Raw genomic sequence first — 22,361 nt, 5'->3', positions numbered from 1 at the left:
GTTCAGCGCTGGCCGGTGTCGTCAGCCGATCGTGTGCGCCGCAGCACGAGCAGCTCGCCGATCTCGCAGTCGAGCACCTCGCACACCGCCTGCAGTGTCGAGAAGCGGATCGCGCGGGCCCGGTCGTTCTTCAGCACGCTGAGGTTCACGACGCTCACGCCGACCAGTTCGGCCAGGCGCGCGAGCGTCATGCCGCGGGCGGCGAGCAGTTCGTCGAGCCTGCAGTGCACATCGGATGCCTCGTCGGGCTCTGCCGGCGCCATCAGACGAGGCCCTCGGTGTCGCGGCGCAGCCGGTCGCCGATGGTGAAGACGGTGGCGGCCATCGCCGCGATGAACGCGAGGAAGAAGAGGGGCATCAGGTCGACCGACATCACGACGTTGTCGAAGTCGCCGTCGCTGAGGCGGGCGAACGCTCCGTTCGCCGCCATGTTGCCGAAGAACGGCACGGCGGCGAACCCGATGGTGCCGGCGATGCCCGCCACGGCGACCAGCGCCGTGTTGCGACCGCTGAAGACCTGATTCCGCATGACCGCCCGGCAGAGCAACAGGAGGCAGACGACGACGATCCCGATCGTGATTGCGGAGACCACCTGCTGGATGATGAGCGCCGCCCATGATGCGCCGGGCAGTGAGGGAACGGTCAGCACGGCCTGGTCGAGTGCGACCTGCACCGGGGCGCCGTCCGGCCCGATCGGTGCATCGGCGGGTGTGCCGTCGAATTCGGCCAGCACGCTGACATCCGCGTTCGGCGCGATCTCGATGATGCGCAGCACGGATGCCGCGATCCCCCAAACGGCGATGATCGCCCCCGCGGCCATGAACAGCCAGAGACCCACCGCATCGGCCCGGGTGATCGACGGTGCTGTGTTCGTCTGCATTCTCAGATCCTAACGTTTATCGATACTAACGATAAACGATACGGTACGGCGTTCGGGCGGTCTCGTCAACGGTCGATCGTGATGCGCCCACGGCGAACAGCGCCCCACGAGGCATCCGCCTTGTTTACGCTCGTTGTATCGGCGCCCCTACCCAGCGGGGTCGTGAGGAGTAGAGATGTTCGAGAGATTCACCGACCGAGCCCGTCGTGTCGTCGTCCTGGCCCAAGAAGAGGCCAAGATGCTCAACCACAACTACATCGGCACCGAGCACATCCTGCTCGGCCTCATCCACGAGGGTGAGGGCGTCGCCGCCAAGGCGCTCGAGTCGCTCGGCATCTCGCTCGATGCCGTGCGCGAGCAGGTGCAGGACATCATCGGCCAGGGCCAGCAGCAGCCGACGGGACACATCCCGTTCACGCCGCGCGCCAAGAAGGTGCTGGAGCTCTCGCTCCGCGAAGCGCTGCAGCTGGGCCACAACTACATCGGCACCGAGCACATCCTGCTCGGGCTCATCCGCGAGGGCGAGGGCGTCGCGGCCCAGGTGCTGGTCAAGCTGGGCGCCGACCTCAACCGCGTGCGCCAGCAGGTCATCCAGCTGCTCTCGGGCTACCAGGGCAAGGAGCAGGTGCAGGTCGGGGCCAACGAGCAGACGACCCCGCAGGGCGGCTCGCAGATCCTCGACCAGTTCGGCCGCAACCTCACGCAGGCCGCCCGCGAGTCGAAGCTCGACCCCGTGATCGGGCGCGAGAAGGAGATCGAGCGGGTCATGCAGATCCTCTCGCGTCGCTCCAAGAACAACCCCGTGCTCATCGGCGAGCCCGGCGTCGGCAAGACCGCCGTCGTCGAGGGCCTCGCGCAGGCCATCGTCAAGGGCGAGGTGCCCGAGACGCTGAAGGACAAGCAGCTCTACTCGCTCGACCTCGGCTCGCTCATCGCCGGCTCCCGCTACCGCGGTGACTTCGAAGAGCGCCTGAAGAAGGTCACGAAGGAGATCCGCACGCGCGGCGACATCATCGTCTTCATCGACGAGATCCACACGCTCGTGGGTGCTGGTGCTGCCGAGGGCGCAATAGACGCCGCCTCGATCCTGAAGCCGCTCCTCGCGCGCGGCGAGCTGCAGACCATCGGCGCCACCACGCTCGACGAGTACCGCAAGCACTTCGAGAAGGACGCCGCGCTCGAGCGCCGCTTCCAGCCGATCCAGGTCGCCGAGCCGTCGCTGCCCCACGCGATCAACATCCTCAAGGGGCTGCGCGACCGCTACGAGGCCCACCACAAGGTCTCGATCACCGACGGTGCCATCGTCGCCGCGGCGAACCTCGCCGACCGTTACATCTCCGACCGGTTCCTCCCCGACAAGGCGATCGACCTGATCGACGAGGCCGGCGCACGCCTGCGCCTCTCGATCCTCTCGAGCCCGCCCGAGCTGCGCGAGTTCGACGAGAAGATCGCCGTCGTGCGCGCCGCGAAGGAGACCGCGATCGAGGAGCAGGACTTCGAGAAGGCCGCGTCGCTCCGCGACGAGGAGAAGAACCTCCTCGGCGAGCGTCTGCGCCTCGAGAAGCAGTGGAAGTCGGGCGACGTCAAGACCACCGCGGTCGTCGACGAGGGCCTGATCGCCGAGGTGCTCGCGCAGGCCACCGGCATCCCCGTCTTCAAGCTCACCGAAGAGGAGTCGTCGCGACTCGTCTTCATGGAGAAGGCGCTGCACGAGCGCGTCATCGGTCAGGAGGAGGCCATCTCGGCCCTCGCCAAGACCATCCGCCGCACCCGCGCGGGCCTCAAAGACCCGAAGCGCCCCTCGGGCTCGTTCATCTTCGCCGGCCCCACGGGCGTCGGCAAGACCGAGCTCGCCAAGGCGCTCGCCGAGTTCCTCTTCGACGACGAGGCGGCGATGATCTCGCTCGACATGTCGGAGTACGGCGAGAAGCACACGGTCTCGCGACTGTTCGGCGCCCCTCCCGGGTTCGTCGGCTTCGAAGAGGGCGGCCAGCTCACCGAGAAGGTGCGCCGCAAGCCGTTCAGCGTCGTGCTCTTCGACGAGATCGAGAAGGCGCACCCCGACATCTTCAACTCGCTCCTCCAGATCCTGGAAGAGGGTCGGTTGACCGATGGTCAGGGTCGCGTGGTCGACTTCAAGAACACCGTCATCATCATGACGACCAACCTCGGCACGAAGGACATCTCGGGCGGCCCCGTCGGCTTCCAGCTCGAGGGCGACTCGCGCACGGGCTACGACCTCATGAGCGGCAAGGTGAAGGAGGAGCTGAAGAAGCACTTCAAGCCCGAGTTCCTGAACCGCGTCGATGAGATCATCGTCTTCCCGCAGCTCTCCAAGCCCGAGCTGCTGGAGATCGTCGACCTGTTCATCAAGCGGCTCAGCGAGCGCATGCTCGACCGCGACATGACGATCGAGCTCACGCAGTCGGCCAAGGAGCGGCTCATCGAGGTCGGGTTCGACCCGTCGCTCGGTGCCCGTCCGCTGCGCCGTGCGGTGCAGCACGAGGTCGAGGACCGCCTCTCCGAGAAGATCCTGCACGGCGAGCTCAACGCGGGCGACCACGTGCACGTCGACTTCAAGGACGGCGAGTTCCTCTTCACCACGACGCAGCGGGAGCTGCCCGTCTCGGTCGGCGTGAACACCGCCGCCGCGATCGGCACCGGCCCGGCTACGCCCGACCTGGCGGCCGCGTCGGGCGAGTAGCCGACACGATTCGAAGGGCGGATGCTGCGGCATCCGCCCTTCGTCGTTCCCGGCGCCGCGCGGGAATACGATGACAGGATGACCGAGTTCCACGTGCGCCGGGCCCGCACGAGCGATGTGCCGAAGATCATCGAGCTCGTGGAGCCGCTCGTGCAGCGACGAATCCTGCTCGGCAAGGAGCGCGTCGACCTCTACGGTGCCGTGCAGGAGTTCCGCGTCGCCGAGACCGATGACGGCCGCCTGGTGGGCGCCGGCGCGCTGCACGTCATGTGGGAGGACCTCGGCGAGGTGCGCACGCTCGCCGTCGACGACGCGTGGCTCGGCCACGGCGTCGGCCATGCGCTGCTCGCCGCGCTCGAGGCGGAGGCCCGCGAGCTCGGCCTCACCCGGCTCTTCTGCCTGACGTTCGAGACCGCGTTCTTCGGTCGCCACGGCTTCGTCGACATGGGGGCCGAGACCGTCGACCCCTCGGTCTACGCCGAGCTCGTGCGCTCGAACGACGAGGGCGTCGCCGAGTTCCTCGACCTCGCGCGCGTGAAGCAGAACACGCTCGGCAACACGCGCATGCTGAAGCAGCTCTGACCGTCGCGCCGCCCCGATTGCGCGAATCCGGCCGCTCGCGCGCGCTGAGACCTCGCTGAGACGTCGCTGAGACGAGAAACGGCACGCCGAGCGGATGCCGGGGGCACGCGCATCCCAGCCGTACCCTGTGTGCATGTCGACGAACACACCGGCCGGGCGGCAGTCACCGCAGGTGTATCGTCGTCGCCGCATCGTCGTGCTGATCGGCCTGCTCGCGGTGATCATCGCGATCGTGCTCGTCATCATCCGACCGGGCGCGAGCCAGGGCGAGGAGCCCGCCGCGTCGCCGAGCGCTGAGCCGTCGACGACGCCGGAGACGACCTCGATCCCGACCGAGCCGACGGCTGCTGACGGCGACCCGTGCGCCCCCGAGAAGATCCTGGTCGAGGCGGTCACCGACAAGTCCTCGTACGAGCCGGGGGAGCAGCCGCAACTGTCGGTCACGATCACCAACGTCGGCAAGAACGTCTGCGTGCTGAATGCCGGCACGAAGGCGCAGGTCTTCACCATCACGAGCGGATCCGAGCAGTACTGGACCTCGACCGACTGCCAGGTCGAGGCCATCGATGCCGAAGTCTCGTTGACGCCCGGAACCCCGGTCAGCTCGAGCGTGCCGATCATCTGGGATCGCACCTACTCCACGCCCGACACCTGCAGCGGCGCCCGCGAGACGGTGCCGGCGGGCGGTGCGTCGTACCACCTGTCGGTGACGGTCGACGGGTTCGAGTCGGCCGAGCAGAAGCAGTTCCTGCTGCACTGAGCGCGGGTGCGCGCCCGCACGGCGACGAGGTCGCAGCATGCGTGCACGCGAAGGTCGATCGATGGAATGCGCCGGCGCCGTGGGGTCTACGAGAACGCCGTCGTCTTCGTCGACACCTCGGACCCTCACGGTCCGGCACAGATAGCATAGGTCGCTTTTCGCAGAAGTCCACATCCGATTCCGGCGATGCCGGAAACCCCGAGAACGGATGCTGCGGAGTGCGCCGTCGGCGGACGGAGGCGGGCCCTGCGGCATCCGCTCGGTACCCTTGTGGAATGGCAGGAAAGGCACGACGGAAGCAGGCGGCTGAGCCCGTGGAGTTCCGTTCGCAGGCGCTCGCAGAGGCCCTCGAACGACAGGACATCGCGGCGGTCGCCCTCGCGCTGCGTCACGGCAACACCGTGGTGCCGCTCGTGAAGCCGGGTCCGCGCGACAAGCCGCTCGACGGCGGCGAGGTGTGGACCTATCGCGACCCGAAGACGGGAGAGGTCGCACTGCTGCTCTTCAGCGACGCGGCGAACAAGCCCGAGAACCTGCCGCCGGCGGTGGGGCTGCAGAGCCCCGCGTGGCTTCGCACCTTTCTGAAGCGGCACGAGTCGACGATCACCACGGTGTTCCTCGACATCGCGGGGCCGCACCCGATGCAGGCTCCGCCCGCCGAGCTGCTCAAGGCGCTCGAGGCCTAGGTCGAGGTGCGTCGCGGCAGACCCGGTCAGCGAAGCTCGAAGACCCGGATGCAGACGAAGCCGGGCTCGGGCCGCGCCATGCCGATGAACTGCCGTTCAGCGAGCCACCGGTGGGCCGGGGCATCCGTCTGGAAGACCGGAGCGGTCCGGTAGTAGAGTTCCTGCTCCGTGACCGGCTCGCCGGCCGCCAGGCGCTGTTCGAGCGCATCGGAGGCGATGTAGTAGCCGCGGTTCACGACATCGATGACCGTGCCGTCGTCGGCCTCGACGAGGTAGCGTGCGTCGAGCTGCGTGACGTCGCCGCGCGCGACCCACCAGTCGCCGCCGCCGGGCAGCACGCGGCCGTTCAGTCGCGGACCGCTGACGGTTCCGCCCGTGATCGGCGTGAAGCCCAGTGCCTCGGATGCCCCGTGGCCGATGTGGCGCTCGGCGTCGACCTCGACCCGGAGTTCGAAGGCGAACGCGAGGCTCGGTTCGAGCAGGGCGCTCACCGGGTCGCTCCGCAGTTGTCGGCCGTGGGTTCGGTGTGGTCGTTCATCCCGCTCCTTCGCGTCGTATGCAACGTTCAACGGTATCGGCAGCGAGCGGGCTCGACGGCTTGACCCTGCACCGTGGTTCACGGTCGACACTGGCGGCATGAACGAAACCGCCATCACCGCAGCACCGCTCCGCCTCGCTTCCGATGACTCGTACCAGCGCGTCAGATGGGGGCGTGCCGGCGCCGTCTACGACCTCATCGTGACGGTCGGGTTCGCCACGCCCCTCACCGCGCCCCTCCTGCTCGCACTGATCCGGGCCTTGCACGATGCATTGAACCTGCCAGGTGCTCGGCTTCCCGAGCTCGACCCCACCGCGCTCATGTTCACGAGCATGTTCGGCACCGCGGTCACGATGTGGGCGATCGCCCGGATCCTTCGCCCCGAGGCGCGATTCATCGCCATCGACACGGTCGGGCGAGCAGTCTTCTCGCTCTGGATGATCTGGGCGCTGTTGAATGGGCAGAGTGCGACGATCGTCGTGTTCCTGATCGGGGAGGTGACATGGCTGATCCTGCAGCTCAGCGGCCTGCTCCGCCTGCGACGCCGCTGACGACCGGCCCGCTCGCCGACGCCTCGGGCGTCGCGGTGAGCACGCTGCGGTTCTACGAACGGCAGGGACTGCTCTCGCCTGACGGGCGCTCGAGTGGCGGGTACCGCCAGTTCTCGCCGGACTCGGTGCGGCGGGTGCGGTTCATCCGCCGCGCCCAGGAGCTCGGGTTCACCCTGCGCGAGGTGCGCGAGGTGCTCGCCCTCTCCGACGAGCCCGAGCGCATCGTGCTCGACGACGTCGCGGAGCAGGTCGCCGACAAGCTCGCCGAACTCGACCAGCGGATCGCGGATCTGCAGGGCGTGCGGGCGGCGCTCGCGCTGCTCGTGGAGACGGGGCCGGTGCATCCGACCTGCCCGGTGATCGACGCCATCGTCTGAGCTCCTGGCCGCTGAACGGGTGCACCGGCGTGCCGGGCGGGAGGGGTCGGGCGTACTAGAACGCGGCGTCGAGCTCGCGCTCGCGCGGGCCGGTTGCGGCCATCATGGCGCGTTGCACCGCCGCATGCACGCTGCCCGCCTCGACGTCGAGGATCGTCGTGTAGCCGAGGCGCTTGGCCTCGGCGCCGCGTTGCTTGGCGGCCGTGACGGGGCGCACCTCGCCGGCGAGGCTGATCTCGCCGAATGCCGCGAGCTCGTGGGGCACCGCGCGGTCGCGCATGGCCGAGGCGATGGCGACGGCGATCGCGAGGTCGGCGCCGGGCTCGGCGAGCCGCACGCCGCCGACGGTGGAGACGTAGACGTCGTGCTCGCCGAGGGACTTGAGCCCTGCCCGGCGCTCGAGCACGGCGATGATCATGGCGACACGCGAGGGGTCGACCCCGTTGACGACGCGGCGGGGCTGCGGCGCCTTCGTCGACACCACGAGCGCCTGCACCTCGACCGGCAGCGCCCGTCGCCCCTCGAGCGCCACCGTGACGCAGGTGCCGCTCACGGCGCTGCGGCCGCTCGAGAGGAAGAGGCCAGAGGGGTCGGGCACCTCGGCGATGCCCTCGCCGGTCATCTCGAAGCAGCCGACCTCGTCGGTGGGGCCGAACCGGTTCTTGAGCGCCCGCACGAAGCGCAGTGAGGTCTGCCGGTCGCCCTCGAACTGGCAGACGACGTCGACGAGGTGCTCGAGCAGGCGGGGGCCCGCGATCGAGCCGTCTTTCGTGACGTGGCCGACGAGCAGCACGGGCAGCTGCCGCTCCTTCGCCACGCGGATGAGGGTCGACGCGACCTCGCGCACCTGGCTCGGCTGCCCGGGCAGGCCGTCGGAGAGCGATGAGGAGACGGTCTGCACCGAGTCGACGATGAGCAGTGCTGGGGAGACGGCGTCGACCTGACCCAGGATGGTCGCGAGGTCGGTCTCGGCGGCGAGGTAGAGCTCGTCGTGCAGCGCGCCGGTGCGGCCGGCGCGGAGGCGCACCTGGGCGACGGACTCTTCGGCGGTGACGTAGAGCACGCGACGCCCGGTGCCGGCGACCCGTGCCGCCACCTCGAGGAGGAGCGTGGACTTGCCCACCCCGGGCTCGCCCGAGAGCAGGATCGCGGCGCCCGCGACGATGCCGCCGCCGAGCACCCGGTCGAACTCGCCGATGCCGCTCGGGCGGTGCGCCGCATCTTCGGTCTGCACGTCGACGATCGACCGCGCGGTGCGCGCCTCGCCGAGCTGCACGGCTTGCACGGCGCGCACGATGCCGGTGGCCTCGGCCACGTCGACGACGGTGCCCCACTGCTGGCACTCACCGCATCGGCCGGCCCACTTGAGGGTGCTCCAGCCGCACTCGGAGCAACGGAACGTGGAGGTGGAGCGGGCCATGCCCCGAGACTAGCCGCGGCCGCCGACAGCGGGAGTTCGGCGCGGCGTTCTGCCGACCGGCGTCGGCGAGGACGCCGATGTCGTCGTCAGGCGGCTTGCCGTTCGCTGATGCGCTCGAACGAGCTCAGCGACTCGCGGCGGCGCGACCGCAGCACGCCGGCGAGCGCCGGCCCGAAGGCCTCGGCCCACACCGCGTAACCATGATCGTTCGGGTGGAACATGTCGCGCGCGAACTGCGTCAGGATGCCGCGTAGGCCCTGGCGCCGAGTGGCCTCGTGCAGCGGCGCCACGACGAGTCCGTGCTCGCGGGCGGCGGCGCGCAGCATCCGGTTCGCCTCGGCGACCTTGCGCTCGTTCTGCGGGAAGTGGAAGCACGGCAGATCGGCGACGACGGCGTGCAGCGGCAGTTCGGCGAGGATCGAGCGGATGTTCCGGTCGAACCGCTCGGGGTTCCAGTCGGCGATGTCGTTCGCACCGATCGAGACGGTGACGACATCGGGCCGAAGGGCGCGGATGTCGCGGAATCGCGGCAGCTGATCGCGCACCGCGAGCGCCGTGGTCGCGCCGGAGACGCTGAGGTTCACGACGCGGACGCTCCGCCCGGTCGACGCGCGCAGCTCCTCGGCGATCTGGCCGACGTAGCTGCGGTCGGGGCGTGAGGCCCCGATGCCCTGGGCGGCGCTGTCACCGATCGCGACGTACAGCAGTTCGCCATCGGCCTTCGCGTGGTCGCGCCACCACTTCGAGTGGATGGGCAGCGTCTCGTTCAGGGTCGACCGGTTCTCGCGCACCTGCTCGCGGAACGGGCGCACACCGAACGTGCCGAGCACGGTCGCCGCGGCGAGCCGGACGCCGGCCGTGAGGCTCTGTCGCGGGGCGTCGGCACGGGAGAAGGGGGAGACGGTCACGAGCAGAACGTATTCCTGCACGCTTCACGTGAGCTGCATGCCGGCTGAGCGTCGGCTGAGGCATCCGCTCGTTTTGGTGGTTGCGGCCTCGTCGTCTACGATTGTCCTCGGTACCGTGTCCGAGCGGCCGAAGGTGCAACTCTCGAAAAGTTGTGTGGGTGAAAGCCCACCGTGGGTTCAAATCCCACCGGTACCGCCACCTGAAACGCCCCGAGTCTCCTGCAGCAGCAGGGATCCGGGGCGTTTCTGCATTCACCCGGCGCGACCTGCGGCCAGGGCGATCGCGGATGCGGCGCGCGGCTCACCTGTCACGTGAGCCTGTCTCACTATTTACACGGTCGCGGGGTCGTGCCACAGTCGAAGAGTGCTCCCGAGACGCGAGGGCACCACGATCGGGGATCCCATCATGCGAGGAACCAAATCGACTGCCGTGTTCGTCTTCGCGAGCGCCCTGCTCCTCTCCGGCTGCGCGGCCGGCGGTGGCACGCCTTCGACGACCGTCGCCAGCGCGTGTGCGAGCCTGCAGGAGACGCTGCGGGATGTCGCGAACGGCGCGCAGAACGCCCTCAACGGGGTGGGTGGCAGCGCCGATGAGATCCAGGCCGCGCTCGAGGACTACAGCGCGCGCGCCGCCGAGCTCGCCGAGAAGGCCGACAACCCCGACGTGGCCGACGCGCTCGCCAAGGTGGACGAGAAGCTCAGCGAGGCGGCGGCGTTCGCGGCGACCATCCCCACCGATGCCGACGGCGAGCTCGCGCCCGACGCCGATGCGCTGGCCGAGCAGCAGGACGCGATCCAGGAGGCGGCCGACAAGGTCAAGGCCGTGTGCGTCGAGCCGACCGAGTCCGGCGGGTACTGACCCGGACGGATACGACAGCATCTGCATTCGGCCGCGATCGGACGTCCGAGCAGGCCAGGTCGAGGGTGCGCTCGTGAACGCGGCATGCCATGACCTCGGCTCCGAGTCTGTATGCGCAACCGGTCCGCGGGATGGCGTTCGCCACCGGCGGAGCGGCGGGAGTAGATGCATAATGGCGGATGCGAGCACCGAGAGCGACGGCAGGAAGACTCGCCGCTTCGGTGCTGAGTGGTGACGAACCCGTGGCTCTCGCAATGTTCAGGCGGTCTCCACCGGCGGTTCGGCCAAGGGGATCCTCGTGCCCTCCGCGCCGTCTTGCCAGACGATGGCACTGATCCGCCAACCATCTGACGTACGCACGAAGTGAGCTGCCTTCCGGCCCCAGCCGTCGGCGGGCAGGCCGTCGAGGGTGCCCGACTTGCTGTACAGGCTCCAACGCTGGGCGATGTCTCCGAAGATCTGCGTGTCAGCGGTGACTTCCCGCTCGGAGAATCCCAGCAGTCGCCCGCTGTTCAAGAGGGCCTCTCGCGGTTCGATGAAGCCCTCCACGTCATACCGATTGGTCGCCCCATCCGCAGCAATCGCAACGATGGTGGCGCCGGGAAGGAACAGCTGTCGAAGGTCTGCGAGATCGACCGGCTTCAGATCGAATGAGGAGAACGCTGAGAAGAAGGCGAACGCGATGGCGTCAAGCTCCATCTCATCCCGCGCCAGTTGGTGAATGGGCATTCGGCCTCCGATACCGACGTGGCTTCCTCGCGGAGCAGCCGCTCAGCGCGCGATCAGTAGCATATTACTCATGGAGTCGCACCACGTCGATGGTCGTGGCTCGCGGGTGAGGGTCAGGCGTCGGGCGCCGGCGGCGCACCCGCTGCCTCGGCGTCGCGCTCCTCACGGGAGTGCACGAGCTTCAGCCCGATCACGCACCCGATGATGCCGGCGAGGAAGATCACCTTCAGCACGCTCGCCGACTCGCCGCCGAAGGTGATCGCGTAGGTCACGGTGAGCGCAGCCCCGAGTCCGGTCCACACGGCATAGGCGGTGCCGATCGGGATGCCGCGCATCGCGTAGGCGAGGCCGGCCATGCTGCCGACCAGCGCGACGAAGAACACGATCGTCGGAACGAGCTTCGAGAACCCGTCGGAGTAGCCGAGCGCGGTGGCCCAGACGGCTTCGAGCACCGCGCTCACGATGAGGACGGGCCAGTACACGTCAGGCCTCCCCGACGATCTTGAGGCCGATGACGCACCCGATGATGCCGAGCAGGAGCAGCACCTTGACGACGCTCGCGCGCTCGCCGCCGAAGATCATGGCGTAGGCGACCGTGAGCACGGCCCCGATGCCGACCCACACGGCGTAGGCGGTGCCGACCGGGATCGTGGTCATCGCGAAGGCGAGCCCCGCCATGCTGAGCACGAGCGCGACGACGAAGAGCACCGTCGGCCAGGGGCGCCGGAAGTTCTTCGAGGCGCCGAGCGCCGTCGCCCACACCGCCTCGAGCACACCCGAGGAGATCAGGATCACCCAGTCCATCGCACGCCGTTCCAGATCGCCGTCGGAGGCCCCGGGCTCAGCTCGGCCCGCCGCCGAGGTCGCCGAAGAGGAAGCCCGACTCGCGCTCGCGCGCCTGCCGTTCGATCTCCATCGGGTCGAGTTCGACCGCCACGTCGCCCACCGCCCGGTCGCCGGGCGCCGCATCGGTGAGCACCGGCGCGGCCTTCGCCTCCTGCTTCAGGCGCTTCTTCGCAGTGTGCTCGACGAGCACGGGAACGAAGTCGCGCACGGGGTTGCCCTCGAGTTCGAGGTGCGCCGCCTCGACGACGGCGGCGATGTGGTCTCGGGGCAGATCGGGGAACCGACCGACGAGCCGGTCGATCACCTCGCCGACGGCGCGTGCTTCCTCGGTGTGATCCATGTCGCAAGTCTCGCCCCCACGGGCCGTTGCATCAATACCCCGTCGAATGTCGAGAACGACGGGGCGTCTCCGACCACGGTGCATGGACGGACAGGAGAACACGATGGCGTCGGCGACCCGAGCAGCGGAGACCACACGACTGGCGGGGCCGCGGGAGTGGTTCGGGCTCGCGGTGCTCGCGACGGCAGCCTTGGTGATCGCGATCGACACCTCGGTCGTGCTGCTGGCGCTGCCGAGCATCGCGGTGGAGTCGGGCGCCGATGCCAGTCAGCAGTTGTGGATCGTCGACGCCTACGGCTTCGCCCTCGCCGGCCTGCTCGTCGCGTTCGGAGGCCTCGCCGACCGGTTGGGACGGCGCCGGATGGCGATGTTCGGAGCGGCGACCATCGCCATCGCGTCGGCTGTTGCGGCGTTCGCCCCTTCGCCGGAAGTGCTGATCGCAGCCCGCGCCCTCACGGGAGTCGGAGCGGCAGCGCTCACCCCGGCGCTCTACGGATTGCTGACCGGGATGTTCCGCGACGACCGACAGCGCTCGGTCGCCCTCGGGCTCTTCATGACGTGCCTCATGGGCGGCATGATCGTCGGACCGCTCGTCGGCGGGATGGCCCTGAGCTCGTTCTGGTGGGGTTCGGTCTTCCTGATCGCGGTGCCCGTCATGGTGCTCGTGCTCGCCATGCTCCCGTTCACGGCCGATGGCGCGGTGGACGGCGACGGCGAGGAGGCTCGCAGGAACCCGCACCGACGCGGGATCGATCCGGTGAGCGTGCCGCTCTCCCTCCTCGCCGTGCTGCCGATCGTCTTCGGGTTCAAGGAGTCCGCTCGGATCGGCATCCAGTGGGCGCCGGTCGTCGCCATCGCGCTCGGTGCGTACTTCCTCGTGGCATTCGTCCGGCGCCAGCGGCGGCTCGCCGACGACCCGCATCGCGAGCCGCTGCTCGACCTGTCGATGTTCCGCAGGCGCGGGTTCAGTCTGGTGCTCTTCAGCCTCTTCCTGATGACGATGCTCACCGGTCCGCTCATGATGCTGAACACGCAGTACTTCCAGCTGGTCGCGGGCGCCGACGTGCTCGCGGCCGGACTGTACACCGTGCCGCCGGCGATCGTGGGGGTCGCCGGGTTCGTCGTCGCACCGCTCGTGGCACGGCGCATCCGTCCCGGCTTCGTGATCAGCGCCGGGCTGGCCCTGACCGTCGTGGGTCTGCTGGTCATGGCGCAGATCTCACCGTCGACCGGACCGTTGCCGCTCATCCTCGGATTCAGCCTCGTGAGCTTCGGCGCCGCCCCGTTGCCGACGCTCGGGACCAACCTGATCATCGGGTCCGTGCCGCTCGAGAAGGCCTCGTCGGCGGCCTCCACCTCGGAGACCAGCGGGCAGCTCGGCTACGCCCTCGGCATCGCCGTGCTGGGCAGTATCGTCACCGCCGTGTACCGCTTGCAGATGACGTCGTCAGAGGTCGGCACGGCCCAGCACGGCGACGCAGCCGAGAGTCTGGCAGGCGCGGTCGACATCGCCGTGGCGACGGGAGACGGCGTGCTGCGAGCGGCATCGGCCGCGGCGTACTGCTCCGGAGTGCAGGCATCGGCGCTGCTCGCCGCCGTGATCATGGCGATCCTCGCCGTCGTGACCGCCGTCCGGCTGCGCCGCATCGGTCGATTCGGGCGATAGCGTCGAGAACCAGCCCTCGACTCCGACCATATGATGACGCGGCACCGTGCCGCCTCGATGCACGACGAAGGAGAACGAATCGTGAAGTACCTGATCCTGATGCACGTGGACCCCGAGATCCTCGAGTCCCTGACCGCCGAGCAGCAGCAGGCCATCGGCGCCGGCCACGAGGCGTTCATGGCGAAGACCACCGAGACGGGCGAGATGCTCAGCACGCACGCGCTCGGCGCGCCGAGCCAGTCGAAGGTGGTGCGCAGCCGGAACGGCAGGCCCGAGACCGTCGACGGCCCGTTCGCCGAGACGAAGGAGTTCATGGGCGGCTACTACCTCGTCGACGTCGACTCGGAGGAGCGCGCCATCGAGCTCGCCAAGGAGATCCCCGATGCGAGCATCGACGGCCTCGCGCTGGAGATCCGGCCCGTGATGTTCTCCGCCGGAGCGGACATCTGAGTCCGGCACCGCACGAGGACCTGCTGCGCGCACGTGCGCCGCAGGTCCTCGCCGCGCTCCTCCGCCAGCATGGCGTCGGTCAGTTCGACGTCTGCGAAGACGCCGTGCAGGAGGCGCTGCTGGCGGCGCACCGCCAGTGGCCGGAGGGCGGGGTGCCCGACGACACGTTCGCGTGGCTGCTGACCGCGGCGCGGCGCCGAATGATCGATCGCATCCGCAGCGACCACCACCGGCGGGAACGTGAACGCGACTACGTCGAGCTGCGGCATCCGCTCGCCGACGCAGCCGTCGTCCAGACCGACGACAGCGTGCAGCTCCTCCGCCTGTGCTGTCATCCCGAGCTCACCCGATCTGCACAGGTCGCGTTGACCCTCCGAGCCGTGGCGGGGCTCAGCACGGCTCAGATCGCCCACGCGTACCTGCTGCCCGAGGCGACCGTGGCGCAGCGGATCAGTCGTGCGAAGGCTCGCATCCGTGCAGCGGGAGCCGGCTTTCCGCCGCCGCTCGGCCCGGGGGATCGGCTCGACCCGGTGCTCGATGTCGTCTACGTGATGTTCACGGAGGGCCACACCTCGAGCGCCGGCGACGATGCGAACGACATCCGCCTGAGCGACGAGGCGATCCGTCTGGCGAGGTTGCTCCAGCGCGAGCTGCCCGAGCACGTCGAGGTGGCCGGGCTGCTCGCGCTGATGATGCTCACCGATGCTCGTCGTGCCGCGCGCACCGACGCGAACGGCGCGCTGATCCCGCTCGACGAACAGGACCGCTCGCTCTGGGACCGGGACGCGATCCGCGACGCCACCGAGATCCTCGACGACGCGCTGACGAGGGGCGTCGCGGGGCCGTACTCGATGCAGGCGGCCATCGCGGCACTGCACGATGAGGCCCCGAGCACCGAGACCACGGACTGGCCGCAGATCCTCGTGCTGTTCCGCATGCTCGAGCACGCGACCGGGAACCCGATCGCCACCCTCAACCGCGCCGTCGCAGAGGCGATGGTGCACGGGCCCGATGCCGGCCTGGCCACGGTCGACGCGCTCGCCGACAGCCGGGGGATCCCCGACGGGAAGCGCCTCGCCTCGGTGCGCGCCCACCTGTTGGAGCGCGCGGGCCGGAGCGCCGAGGCGATCGACGAGTATCGCAGCGCTGCCAGGATGACCCTCTCGATCCCCGAGCGCGACTACCTGCTCGCGCGCGCCAGGAGACTCGAGGGCTGAGCGTTCCGCCCGCCGCTCACCACCCACCGCGCGTCGGCGTGTGCCCGTCGCGCGCGTCATCGGGCATCGGCATCTCGGCGCGCAGCCCGAGCAGGCGGATCGGCCGGTCGGGTTCGATGCGGCCGACGAGCTCGAGTACGCGCTCGATCACGACGTCACGATCCGTCGTCGACGAGATCTTCTTCGTGAACACCTTCGTGATGAACGGCGCGTAGCGCACCTTGAGCGTCAGCCCGATCACCGGCCGGCTCTCGGCCGCGACGTCGTCGAGCACGTGCGCGGCCAGCTCCCGCACGGCCTCCTCGACCTGCGAGGGCTCGGTGAGGTCCTGCTGGTAGGTCGTCTCGCGGCTGTGCCCGCGGGCGACCCAAGGCGTGTCATCGACCACGTCGGAGCCGTCGCCGCGCCCGAGTTCGGCGTACCGGGGCCCCATGCGCGGCCCGAACTCGGCGGCGAGGGCGTCGAGATCCGCCGCGGCCAGTTCGGCGACCGTCGTGATGCCGAGCGCGGCCAGCCGGCGCGAGATCTTCGTGCCGACGCCCCAGAGATCGATCGTCGGCCGATCGCCCATCACCTCGAGCCAGTTCCCCTCGGTGAGCCGGAACACCCCGCGAGGCTTGCCGAACCCCGTCGCGACCTTGGCCCGCACGAGCGTGTCGCCGACGCCCACGCTGCAGTGCAGGCGGGTGCGTTCGAGCACGGCCCGCTGTATCGACCGGGCGTACGCCTCGGGGTCTGCAGTCTCCACGCCGACGAACGCCTCGTCCCAGCCGAGCACCTGCACGATCGCGCCGGGCTGCACGCGCAGCGTCGCCATCACCGCAGCGGATGCCTCGGCGTACGCCTCCGCGTCGACCGGAAGGATCACGGCATCGGGCGCCTTCCGGGCGGCGATCCGCAGCGGCATCCCCGAACCGACGCCGAACTCGCGCGCCTCGTACGACGCGGTCGAGACCACCGCACGTTCCATCGGGTCGCCGCGGCCCCCGACGATGACCGGCTTGCCCGCGAGTTCGGGGCGCCGCAGCACCTCGACGGCAGCGACGAACTGGTCGAGGTCGACGTGCAGCACCCATGACGTGCGGGTCACCCCACCAGTCTGCACCGCTCGACCCGGTGTTAGCGTGGTTGACCGGCCCCGCGGCATCCGTCGCCGGCATGGAGGAAAGCGAGCGTGCGCGTGCAGCCACCGGTCGAACTCGGCGACGGCCTCGTGTTCCGAGAGCTCGCGCCCGGCGACGGTCCCGCGCTCGCCGCGGCGTACTCGCGCAACCGGGAGCACCTGGCGCCGTGGGAGCCGGCTCGCAGCGAGGAGTTCTTCGCCGTCGAGACGCATGTGCGCGACGTCGAGGCGACGATCCTGCGGTTCGAGGCGGGCCTCGCGGTGCCGTTCGTCATCGTCGACGGCGACGAGATCGTCGGCCGCATGAACCTGTCCGACATCGTGCGCGGAGCGTTCCAGAACGCCCACCTCGGCTACTGGATCGACGCACGCTACAACGGTCGCGGACTCGCGACGATGGCGGTCGGCCTCGCCGTGCACGCGGCGCGCGGCATCGGCCTGCACCGGGTGCAGGCCGGCACGCTCGTGCACAACGCCGCGTCGCAGGCGGTGCTCGCCCGCAACGGCTTCGAGCGGTTCGGCCTCGCCCGTCGCTACCTGCGCATCGCGGGGGAGTGGCAGGACCACGTGCTCTTCGAGCGGCTGCTCGACGAGTAGTCGCGTGCCGGTGTTAGCGTTGAGCCACGCGGGCGCCGCAGACGCGACCCGGTCCGCGCGACCTGCGACACGCGAACGCTGAGAGGAGCCGAGATGATCGAACTCCTCGTCGCGCTCTTCCGCGTCGCGCAGGCCTCGCTCGAGATCGCCCTCGCCTCGAACGGGCAGATGTCGGTCGTGCTCGTCGGCGTCGTCGGCGCTGCCGCCGTCGCGGTGGTCGTCGTCGCCTGCCAGTCGCTGCCCGCAATGGTCGCGGCCGACGCGAGCGGCGCCGCCACGCGGTTCCGGCAGACGGCCGACCCGTGGCGCCTCCTCGCGCAGAGCGACCCCGACGCCCCCGGGCGTGCGCGCCCCCGGGCGCCGACACGCGGCCCCGCGGCCGCGTAGCGACACTCCACCGATCAGCGCGTGCCCGTCCGGGCCCGCGCACCGCCCACCCGGGCGCACCCTCGGCGACTCCTCGCGGCCAGACGGATCCAGTCATCCCTCTCGACCGCAAGGAACACCTCATGGACCTCTACGCCTTCCCGCCCATCGCGGGCCTCCTCGACGGCGCCCACGCCGTGCTCATGGCCCTCGCCGCCCTGCTCGAACCCGTCATCGGCATCGCGAGCGCCGCGGCCGCCGTCGTGCTCGTGACGCTGCTCGTGCGCGCCGCGCTCATTCCCGTCGGCATCTCGCAGGCCAAGGCCGAGCAGACCCGCTCGCGCCTCGCGCCGAAGCTCGCCGCCCTGCAGAAGCAGTACAAGTCGAACCCCGAACGGCTGCAGCGCGAGACCATGAAGCTCTACGGCGACGAGGGCACGACGCCCTTCGCCGGCTGCCTGCCGATGCTCGTGCAGGCGCCGATCGTCGGCGTGATCTATGCGCTCTTCATCCTGCCGACGATCGCCGGCCACCCGAACGCGCTGCTCGAGCAGACCTTCTTCGGCGTGCCGCTCGGCTCCAGCCTCGCGGGGCAGATCGCCACGGGCACGCTGACCCCGGCCGCACTCGTGGTGTTCGGCGTCGTGATCGCGGGCATCGCCGTCGTGGGCGAGCTCACCCGCCGCGTCTTCCGGCCGAAGCCGCCGGCCGGCGGGGCCGTCGCCACGGGCCGAGCGGATGCCTCGTCGCCGAACGATGCCGCCGCGGCATCCGCTGCCCTGCTCGCCGGTCCGGGAATGGCCCGCGCCCTCGGCGCAATGCAGTTCATCACCGCCGTGATCGCGGTCTTCGTGCCGCTCGCCGCGGCCCTCTACCTGTTCGTCACGGTCGCCTGGACGCTCGTGCAGCGCACCCTGCTGCGCCGTCGCTACCCGCTCTTCGAGGTGAGAACGGCCTGATCAGCGCGAAACCTGCGTGGTATCGCATCGACGCCACGCGGGGCAAGGGGCTTGCACCGGCCCACCTGCGGTGGTTTCGTTGAGATATCGAACGAAGGAGCACCCCATGAGTTTCCTCGCGTTTCTGATCCTCGGCCTCATCGCCGGCGCGATCGCCAAGCTGATCCTGCCGGGCAACCAGGGCGGAGGATGGTTCGTCACCCTGCTGCTCGGCGTCGTCGGGGCCCTCCTCGGCGGCTGGATCGGCAGTGCCCTCTTCGGCATCGGCATGGACCAGTTCTGGGATCTCGGCACGTGGCTCCTCGCCATCGCCGGATCGATCATCGTGCTGCTCATCTGGGGGCTCATCACCCGGGGCCGCAACAAGAGCACGGCCGCGTAGCTCCACGGCACGAACGACCGCCGCGTGTCGGGCGGGTGCGACGCAGGACGCACCGCCGACACGCGGCTCGGTCGCGCCTCAGCCGCGCTCGCCCGCGAGTTCGGCGAAGCGCCGGAGCATCCGCTGGGGTTCGGTGACGGATGCCGCGGCCAGCCGCTCGCCGACCTCGCGCAGCTCGCTCGCCGGGAAGTAGCCGTGGTGGCGGTACACCTGCGCGCGGGCGATGAAGTCGCTCGTCGAGACCTCGGGGTGGAACTGGGTCGCGTAGACGCGGGTGCCCACGCGGTAGATCTGCACGGGGCAGGCGGCCGATGACGCGAGCAGCACGGCGTCGTCGGGCAGGCGGTCGGTGGCCTCCTTGTGCCCGACGAGCGCGTCGAAGCGTTCGGGCAGCGCCCCGACGAGCGGGTCTGCCGCGCCGGCTTCGGTGAGCCGGATCTCGACCGCCTGTGCGTCTTCGCCGTACGCCGTGCCGACCTCGCCGCCGAGCAGCCTGGTCAGCACGCCGATGCCGTAGCAGGTGAAGAGCAGCGGGAAGTCGGCCGCGAGCGCCTGCTCGGCGAGACGGGTGAGATCGGCCTCGACCCGGCGCTGCACCTCGTGCTTGCCGGATTCGGGCGTGGTCACGTTGAACGGGCTGCCGCCGACGACGATGCCGGCGTACGCGTCGAGCGGGGGATGGCCGAGCGGGTCGACGTCGAGTCGCACGTGCTCGAGGCGGCCGGCGTCGACGCCCATGGCACGGCGCACCGACTCGTACTCGGGCCCGACGGCCTCGACCTCGGGGCGTGCCGAGAGGAAGAGGAAGGGCTTGCCGCTCATCGACCTCTCCTGCGGCTGCGCTGCTTGGCGCCCGCTCCGGTGCGCGGTGCCGGACGGCCGCCCTTGGCGCCGCCCTTCTTGCCCTTCTTGCCCTTGCCGTCGCCCGAATTCGCCGCCGCGGCACGTCGCTCGGCGGCAGCGAGCTTCGCGGCCTTCGCGGGCTTCATCGGAGGCGGGTCGTCGGCCGAGCCGCGTGAGCTCTTGGCGCTGCGGCCGCGCACGACGGCGACGAACTGCTGGATGTCCGCGTCGTCGCGCTCGCGGGGCCAGAGCAGCGAGATCTGCGTCGGCGGGGCATCGGTCACGGGAACCGCGACGACGTCCTTCCTTCGGTGCAGGCGGGCGACCGAGTGCGGCACGATCGCGTGACCGGTGCCGGCGGCGACGAGTTCGATCGTCATGGCGGGGTCGGCCTGCACCGGGGCGAGGGTCTCGCCTTCGAGGTCGGCGAGCGTGAGCGACTCGGCGTCGGCGAGCGGATGCTCCTTCGGCAGCACGACGACCGGGAGCTCCTCCCAGAGCGCGACGGCGTGCATGCCCTCGGTGTCGACGGGCAGGCGCACGAACGCGATGTCGGCCTCGCCGGCGACGAGCGCGTCGAGCTGCTCGGACTCCTCGACGACGATCGTCTCGAGGGGCAGGTCGGGGCGCAGATCGTTCCACACCCGAAGCCACTTCGACGGGCTCACCCCGGCGACGTAGCGGAGTCGCAGTGTCACCTCGGCCCCCGTTCCCCTGCAGCCGTGTTCAGCCTGTTCCCAGCGTAGACGATGGTCGACGGCCTCCCGGTGGGCGGAAGGGCCGAGACGGGATACGGTGAGGGAGTGAGCAAGTCGAAGAACTCCCAGACCATGAAGGCGGAGACCGCAGCCAAGAAGCTCGGCATCCTCCTCGAGGCCGCACCCGAGGAGTTCCGCGAGGGGCTCATCACGCGCGACGAACTCGCGGCGCTCATGGCGGAGCCGCCCGAGTGGCTCGAGGTGCTGCGCCGTGAGGGCCCGCACCCGCGCACCGTCGTGGCCGCGAAGCTCGGCGTCTCGAACTCCGGTCTCGCGCGCGGCGGCGTGACCGACCCGCTCACCTCGGCCGAGATCAAGGCGCTGCTCGAGGCGCCGCCGGCCTGGCTCGTCACCGAGCGCGCAACGCAGGCCGCCGTGCGCGCCGAGAAGATCCGCGTCGCCGAGCGCGACAAGGAGCGCGCAGAGCGCCGCAGCAGCGGCGGCTCGGGCGTCTAGCTCTCGAGACGCACCGTCGAGTGGTGCTCGCTACTCGACCGGGGTTGCGTAGCGCGCGGCGAGGAACGCCGCGGCATCGGCGAGCTCGAGCTCGGACACCGAGTGGCCGAGGCCCTCGTAGATGCGCTCGTCGAGCGATGAGTGCGCGGGCAGCCAGGTCTGCGTGCGAGCGACGGATGCCGCGGGGATCACCTGATCGACCGTGCCGCGACCCCAGAAGACGGGCGGCAGGAGCTGCGACATCCGCTCGTCGCCCGCGCGATCGCCCGGGAGGGCGAATCCGGCGAGGCTCACCGCGAACGCGAAGCGCTCGGGCGCGCGGCGCAGGAGCTCGATCGCCATCGCGCCGCCCTGCGAGAAGCCGAGCAGCCCCACCGACGACGCGTCGGGAGCGACCCTGTCGAGCCAGTCGATGATCGCCGTGACCGCGGCATCCGCCCCCGCGATCGAGGACTCGACGCCCTCGTCCATGAGCGGGAACCAGGCGTGCCCGTATCCGGTGAAGGTCGGGGCGCGCAGCGACGCGACCGCGGGCGAGAGCGGCAGATAGGGCGCGAGGCCGAACAGATCGCCCTCGTTCGAGTTGTAGCCGTGCAGCAGCACCAGGAGCGGGCGACCCTCCCGGTCGGCCGCGGAGGCCGACCACAGCACGGCCTCGTCATCGATCTGCACGTCGGTCATGGGGTCAACGCTAGCGCGGTGGGGCAGAATCGAGGCATGAGCGTACGCACCCCCGACCCGGACTGGAACCCCGACGACGAACCCGTCGTCAGGCCGCCGGCGAATCCGGGCTGGCTGACCGACCTCGAGCTCGCCGAGGTGCGGGGCAGGCTGCCGCTGCTCTACGTCGAGGCCGTGCCCGTGCGCGTCGACGGCCTCGGCCAGGTGACCGAGGTCGGCGTGCTGCTGCGGGCGAACGCCGTGGGCGAGATGACGCGCACGCTCGTGTCGGGCCGCGTCATGTACGGCGAGACGATCCGCGACGCGCTGTTCCGCCATCTCGAGAAGGACCTCGGGCCGATGGCGTTCCCGCTGCTGCCGGCGAGCTCCGTGCCGTTCAGCGTCGCCGAGTACTTCCCGATGCCGGGCATCACGCCGTTCACCGACGAGCGCCAGCACGCCGTGTCGCTCGCGTTCGTGGTGCCGGTCACCGGCACCTGCGAGCCGCGTCAGGACGCGCTCGAGGTCACGTGGATGACCCCGGCCGAGGCCGTCAGCCCGAGCATCGCCGCCGAGATGGAGGGCGGGCGGGGCGCGCTCGTCAAGCAGGCGCTCGCCTCGGTGGGCGCGCTGCGCTGAATCTCCGTTCGCTGAGCCGGTCGAAGCGCGTTCCCTTCGACGAGATCAGGGAACGGGCGCCTCAG

At 70.2% G+C, this 22,361-nt stretch carries 29 protein-coding genes and 1 tRNA gene; 17 read left to right on the top strand and 13 right to left on the bottom strand.

The genetic code is table 11. The annotated features are described in order from the left end of the window. Positions 1-2 precede the first annotated feature (2 nt). Both BJY17_RS08965 and BJY17_RS08960 read right to left on the bottom strand, forming a co-directional pair. A complete protein-coding gene (locus BJY17_RS08965; protein WP_179551042.1) occupies positions 3-263 on the bottom strand; it encodes a helix-turn-helix domain-containing protein in 261 nt (86 codons plus the stop codon). Then, positions 263-880 carry a DUF2975 domain-containing protein gene (locus tag BJY17_RS08960; protein WP_179551041.1) on the bottom strand — a complete coding sequence of 206 codons (618 nt, stop codon included), beginning with the start codon at positions 878-880 and terminating at the stop codon, positions 263-265. Before BJY17_RS08960 ends, BJY17_RS08965 begins: the two co-directional genes overlap by 1 nt. Before the next feature lie 175 nt (positions 881-1,055). Between BJY17_RS08960 and BJY17_RS08955 the strand changes: the two genes are divergently transcribed. The 4 genes from BJY17_RS08955 (at position 1,056) to BJY17_RS08940 (ending at position 5,612) form a co-directional block, all read left to right on the top strand. Next, on the top strand, positions 1,056-3,584 hold the full coding sequence (locus tag BJY17_RS08955; protein WP_179551040.1) for an ATP-dependent Clp protease ATP-binding subunit: 2,529 nt from the start codon (positions 1,056-1,058) through the stop codon (positions 3,582-3,584). A gap of 78 nt (positions 3,585-3,662) precedes the next feature. Beyond that, entirely contained in the window at positions 3,663-4,166 is a 504-nt protein-coding gene (locus BJY17_RS08950) for an amino-acid N-acetyltransferase (protein ID WP_179551039.1), read from the top strand. Between the two features lie 133 nt (positions 4,167-4,299). Then, positions 4,300-4,926 (top strand): hypothetical protein, encoded by a 627-nt coding sequence (locus BJY17_RS08945; protein WP_179551038.1) that lies wholly within the window; start codon positions 4,300-4,302, stop codon positions 4,924-4,926. Between the two features lie 275 nt (positions 4,927-5,201). Continuing rightward, a complete protein-coding gene (locus tag BJY17_RS08940; RefSeq protein ID WP_179551037.1) occupies positions 5,202-5,612 on the top strand; it encodes a dehydrogenase in 411 nt (136 codons plus the stop codon). 26 nt (positions 5,613-5,638) lie between these two features. Here the strand turns inward: BJY17_RS08940 and BJY17_RS08935 are convergent, their stop codons facing one another. Next, on the bottom strand, positions 5,639-6,103 hold the full coding sequence (locus BJY17_RS08935; RefSeq protein WP_322789788.1) for a DUF3237 domain-containing protein: 465 nt from the start codon (positions 6,101-6,103) through the stop codon (positions 5,639-5,641). A 145-nt stretch (positions 6,104-6,248) separates the two neighbouring features. Between BJY17_RS08935 and BJY17_RS08930 the strand changes: the two genes are divergently transcribed. Both BJY17_RS08930 and BJY17_RS08925 read left to right on the top strand, forming a co-directional pair. Beyond that, a complete protein-coding gene (locus BJY17_RS08930) occupies positions 6,249-6,701 on the top strand; it encodes a hypothetical protein (RefSeq protein ID WP_179551035.1) in 453 nt (150 codons plus the stop codon). Beyond that, positions 6,653-7,078, top strand: coding sequence for a heavy metal-responsive transcriptional regulator (locus BJY17_RS08925; protein WP_179551034.1), 426 nt, complete (start codon positions 6,653-6,655; stop codon positions 7,076-7,078). The genes BJY17_RS08930 and BJY17_RS08925 overlap by 49 nt, the downstream gene beginning before the upstream one ends. 55 nt (positions 7,079-7,133) lie before the next feature. On the opposite strand, the gene radA is transcribed toward BJY17_RS08925, so the two are convergent. Together radA and BJY17_RS08915 are read right to left on the bottom strand one after the other, a co-directional pair. Beyond that, entirely contained in the window at positions 7,134-8,498 is a 1,365-nt protein-coding gene (gene radA, locus BJY17_RS08920; protein ID WP_179551033.1) for a DNA repair protein RadA, read from the bottom strand. Between the two features lie 86 nt (positions 8,499-8,584). Beyond that, positions 8,585-9,406, bottom strand: coding sequence for an SGNH/GDSL hydrolase family protein (locus BJY17_RS08915; protein ID WP_322789787.1), 822 nt, complete (start codon positions 9,404-9,406; stop codon positions 8,585-8,587). Between the two features lie 109 nt (positions 9,407-9,515). Between BJY17_RS08915 and BJY17_RS08910 the strand changes: the two genes are divergently transcribed. Together BJY17_RS08910 and BJY17_RS08905 are read left to right on the top strand one after the other, a co-directional pair. After that, positions 9,516-9,605, top strand: a tRNA-Ser gene (locus BJY17_RS08910). Positions 9,606-9,812: 207 nt separating this feature from the next. Further along, positions 9,813-10,265, top strand: a complete 453-nt coding sequence (locus tag BJY17_RS08905) for a hypothetical protein (protein ID WP_179551032.1) — start codon at positions 9,813-9,815, stop codon at positions 10,263-10,265. Between the two features lie 258 nt (positions 10,266-10,523). On the opposite strand, the gene BJY17_RS08900 is transcribed toward BJY17_RS08905, so the two are convergent. The 4 genes from BJY17_RS08900 to BJY17_RS08885 all read right to left on the bottom strand — a co-directional run bounded on the left by BJY17_RS08900 (position 10,524) and on the right by BJY17_RS08885 (position 12,180). Next, complete coding sequence (locus BJY17_RS08900) at positions 10,524-10,994, bottom strand: nuclear transport factor 2 family protein (RefSeq protein ID WP_179551031.1); 471 nt, start codon at positions 10,992-10,994, stop codon at positions 10,524-10,526. A gap of 113 nt (positions 10,995-11,107) precedes the next feature. Next, the gene (locus BJY17_RS08895) at positions 11,108-11,476 is read right to left on the bottom strand and encodes a DMT family transporter (protein WP_179551030.1); all 369 of its coding nucleotides are present in this window, start codon (positions 11,474-11,476) and stop codon (positions 11,108-11,110) included. 1 nt (position 11,477) lies between these two features. Further along, positions 11,478-11,798 carry a DMT family transporter gene (locus tag BJY17_RS08890; RefSeq protein ID WP_179551029.1) on the bottom strand — a complete coding sequence of 107 codons (321 nt, stop codon included), beginning with the start codon at positions 11,796-11,798 and terminating at the stop codon, positions 11,478-11,480. A 37-nt stretch (positions 11,799-11,835) separates the two neighbouring features. Beyond that, on the bottom strand, positions 11,836-12,180 hold the full coding sequence (locus tag BJY17_RS08885; RefSeq protein WP_179551028.1) for a three-helix bundle dimerization domain-containing protein: 345 nt from the start codon (positions 12,178-12,180) through the stop codon (positions 11,836-11,838). Between the two features lie 103 nt (positions 12,181-12,283). Here BJY17_RS08885 and BJY17_RS08880 point away from each other — a divergent pair, with 103 nt between their 5' ends. The 3 genes from BJY17_RS08880 to BJY17_RS08870 all read left to right on the top strand — a co-directional run bounded on the left by BJY17_RS08880 (position 12,284) and on the right by BJY17_RS08870 (position 15,513). Continuing rightward, on the top strand, positions 12,284-13,846 hold the full coding sequence (locus BJY17_RS08880) for an MFS transporter (RefSeq protein ID WP_179551027.1): 1,563 nt from the start codon (positions 12,284-12,286) through the stop codon (positions 13,844-13,846). A gap of 81 nt (positions 13,847-13,927) precedes the next feature. Continuing rightward, positions 13,928-14,296: a YciI family protein gene (locus BJY17_RS08875; protein WP_179551026.1), complete on the top strand. Its 369-nt coding sequence runs from the start codon at positions 13,928-13,930 to the stop codon at positions 14,294-14,296. Then, positions 14,293-15,513, top strand: coding sequence for an RNA polymerase sigma factor (locus BJY17_RS08870; RefSeq protein WP_179552788.1), 1,221 nt, complete (start codon positions 14,293-14,295; stop codon positions 15,511-15,513). Before BJY17_RS08875 ends, BJY17_RS08870 begins: the two co-directional genes overlap by 4 nt. Before the next feature lie 16 nt (positions 15,514-15,529). Here the strand turns inward: BJY17_RS08870 and BJY17_RS08865 are convergent, their stop codons facing one another. Continuing rightward, on the bottom strand, positions 15,530-16,585 hold the full coding sequence (locus BJY17_RS08865; protein ID WP_322789906.1) for a DNA polymerase IV: 1,056 nt from the start codon (positions 16,583-16,585) through the stop codon (positions 15,530-15,532). A gap of 102 nt (positions 16,586-16,687) precedes the next feature. Between BJY17_RS08865 and BJY17_RS08860 the strand changes: the two genes are divergently transcribed. The 4 genes from BJY17_RS08860 (at position 16,688) to BJY17_RS08845 (ending at position 18,940) form a co-directional block, all read left to right on the top strand. Next, positions 16,688-17,233 carry a GNAT family N-acetyltransferase gene (locus BJY17_RS08860; RefSeq protein ID WP_322789786.1) on the top strand — a complete coding sequence of 182 codons (546 nt, stop codon included), beginning with the start codon at positions 16,688-16,690 and terminating at the stop codon, positions 17,231-17,233. Between the two features lie 93 nt (positions 17,234-17,326). Then, a complete protein-coding gene (locus tag BJY17_RS08855) occupies positions 17,327-17,620 on the top strand; it encodes a DUF6412 domain-containing protein (protein ID WP_218889872.1) in 294 nt (97 codons plus the stop codon). 122 nt (positions 17,621-17,742) lie between these two features. Further along, positions 17,743-18,558: a YidC/Oxa1 family membrane protein insertase gene (locus BJY17_RS08850; protein ID WP_179551024.1), complete on the top strand. Its 816-nt coding sequence runs from the start codon at positions 17,743-17,745 to the stop codon at positions 18,556-18,558. A gap of 106 nt (positions 18,559-18,664) precedes the next feature. Beyond that, entirely contained in the window at positions 18,665-18,940 is a 276-nt protein-coding gene (locus BJY17_RS08845) for a GlsB/YeaQ/YmgE family stress response membrane protein (RefSeq protein ID WP_179551023.1), read from the top strand. Between the two features lie 78 nt (positions 18,941-19,018). Here the strand turns inward: BJY17_RS08845 and BJY17_RS08840 are convergent, their stop codons facing one another. Next, positions 19,019-19,762, bottom strand: coding sequence for a glutamine amidotransferase (locus BJY17_RS08840; RefSeq protein WP_179551022.1), 744 nt, complete (start codon positions 19,760-19,762; stop codon positions 19,019-19,021). Beyond that, complete coding sequence (locus BJY17_RS08835) at positions 19,759-20,481, bottom strand: LysR family substrate-binding domain-containing protein (protein ID WP_179551021.1); 723 nt, start codon at positions 20,479-20,481, stop codon at positions 19,759-19,761. Before BJY17_RS08835 ends, BJY17_RS08840 begins: the two co-directional genes overlap by 4 nt. A gap of 132 nt (positions 20,482-20,613) precedes the next feature. Here BJY17_RS08835 and BJY17_RS08830 point away from each other — a divergent pair, with 132 nt between their 5' ends. Then, on the top strand, positions 20,614-20,997 hold the full coding sequence (locus tag BJY17_RS08830) for a DUF5997 family protein (protein WP_218890315.1): 384 nt from the start codon (positions 20,614-20,616) through the stop codon (positions 20,995-20,997). Between the two features lie 30 nt (positions 20,998-21,027). Here the strand turns inward: BJY17_RS08830 and BJY17_RS08825 are convergent, their stop codons facing one another. Beyond that, entirely contained in the window at positions 21,028-21,678 is a 651-nt protein-coding gene (locus tag BJY17_RS08825; RefSeq protein ID WP_179551019.1) for an alpha/beta hydrolase, read from the bottom strand. Positions 21,679-21,714: 36 nt separating this feature from the next. Here BJY17_RS08825 and BJY17_RS08820 point away from each other — a divergent pair, with 36 nt between their 5' ends. After that, positions 21,715-22,296: an NUDIX hydrolase family protein gene (locus BJY17_RS08820; RefSeq protein ID WP_179551018.1), complete on the top strand. Its 582-nt coding sequence runs from the start codon at positions 21,715-21,717 to the stop codon at positions 22,294-22,296. Positions 22,297-22,361: the final 65 nt, after the last annotated feature.

Source organism: Agromyces hippuratus, from assembly GCF_013410355.1.
Classification (GTDB): Bacteria; Actinomycetota; Actinomycetes; order Actinomycetales; family Microbacteriaceae; genus Agromyces; species Agromyces hippuratus.
This window is presented reverse-complemented; position numbering and strand designations above follow the sequence as displayed.

Coding starts and splice junctions, on each gene's coding strand:
- BJY17_RS08925 (WP_179551034.1), top strand. CDS start 6,653: ATGGCTGATCCTGCAGCTCAGCGGCCTGCTCCGCCTGCGACGCCGCTG.
- BJY17_RS08940 (WP_179551037.1), top strand. CDS start 5,202: ATGGCAGGAAAGGCACGACGGAAGCAGGCGGCTGAGCCCGTGGAGTTC.
- BJY17_RS08825 (WP_179551019.1), bottom strand. CDS start 21,678: ATGACCGACGTGCAGATCGATGACGAGGCCGTGCTGTGGTCGGCCTCC.
- BJY17_RS08960 (WP_179551041.1), bottom strand. CDS start 880: ATGCAGACGAACACAGCACCGTCGATCACCCGGGCCGATGCGGTGGGT.
- BJY17_RS08905 (WP_179551032.1), top strand. CDS start 9,813: ATGCGAGGAACCAAATCGACTGCCGTGTTCGTCTTCGCGAGCGCCCTG.
- BJY17_RS08955 (WP_179551040.1), top strand. CDS start 1,056: ATGTTCGAGAGATTCACCGACCGAGCCCGTCGTGTCGTCGTCCTGGCC.
- BJY17_RS08850 (WP_179551024.1), top strand. CDS start 17,743: ATGGACCTCTACGCCTTCCCGCCCATCGCGGGCCTCCTCGACGGCGCC.
- BJY17_RS08880 (WP_179551027.1), top strand. CDS start 12,284: ATGGCGTCGGCGACCCGAGCAGCGGAGACCACACGACTGGCGGGGCCG.
- BJY17_RS08855 (WP_218889872.1), top strand. CDS start 17,327: ATGATCGAACTCCTCGTCGCGCTCTTCCGCGTCGCGCAGGCCTCGCTC.
- BJY17_RS08885 (WP_179551028.1), bottom strand. CDS start 12,180: ATGGATCACACCGAGGAAGCACGCGCCGTCGGCGAGGTGATCGACCGG.
- BJY17_RS08845 (WP_179551023.1), top strand. CDS start 18,665: ATGAGTTTCCTCGCGTTTCTGATCCTCGGCCTCATCGCCGGCGCGATC.
- BJY17_RS08945 (WP_179551038.1), top strand. CDS start 4,300: ATGTCGACGAACACACCGGCCGGGCGGCAGTCACCGCAGGTGTATCGT.
- radA (WP_179551033.1), bottom strand. CDS start 8,498: ATGGCCCGCTCCACCTCCACGTTCCGTTGCTCCGAGTGCGGCTGGAGC.
- BJY17_RS08950 (WP_179551039.1), top strand. CDS start 3,663: ATGACCGAGTTCCACGTGCGCCGGGCCCGCACGAGCGATGTGCCGAAG.
- BJY17_RS08965 (WP_179551042.1), bottom strand. CDS start 263: ATGGCGCCGGCAGAGCCCGACGAGGCATCCGATGTGCACTGCAGGCTC.
- BJY17_RS08830 (WP_218890315.1), top strand. CDS start 20,614: ATGAAGGCGGAGACCGCAGCCAAGAAGCTCGGCATCCTCCTCGAGGCC.
- BJY17_RS08900 (WP_179551031.1), bottom strand. CDS start 10,994: ATGCCCATTCACCAACTGGCGCGGGATGAGATGGAGCTTGACGCCATC.
- BJY17_RS08820 (WP_179551018.1), top strand. CDS start 21,715: ATGAGCGTACGCACCCCCGACCCGGACTGGAACCCCGACGACGAACCC.
- BJY17_RS08890 (WP_179551029.1), bottom strand. CDS start 11,798: ATGGACTGGGTGATCCTGATCTCCTCGGGTGTGCTCGAGGCGGTGTGG.
- BJY17_RS08930 (WP_179551035.1), top strand. CDS start 6,249: ATGAACGAAACCGCCATCACCGCAGCACCGCTCCGCCTCGCTTCCGAT.
- BJY17_RS08840 (WP_179551022.1), bottom strand. CDS start 19,762: ATGAGCGGCAAGCCCTTCCTCTTCCTCTCGGCACGCCCCGAGGTCGAG.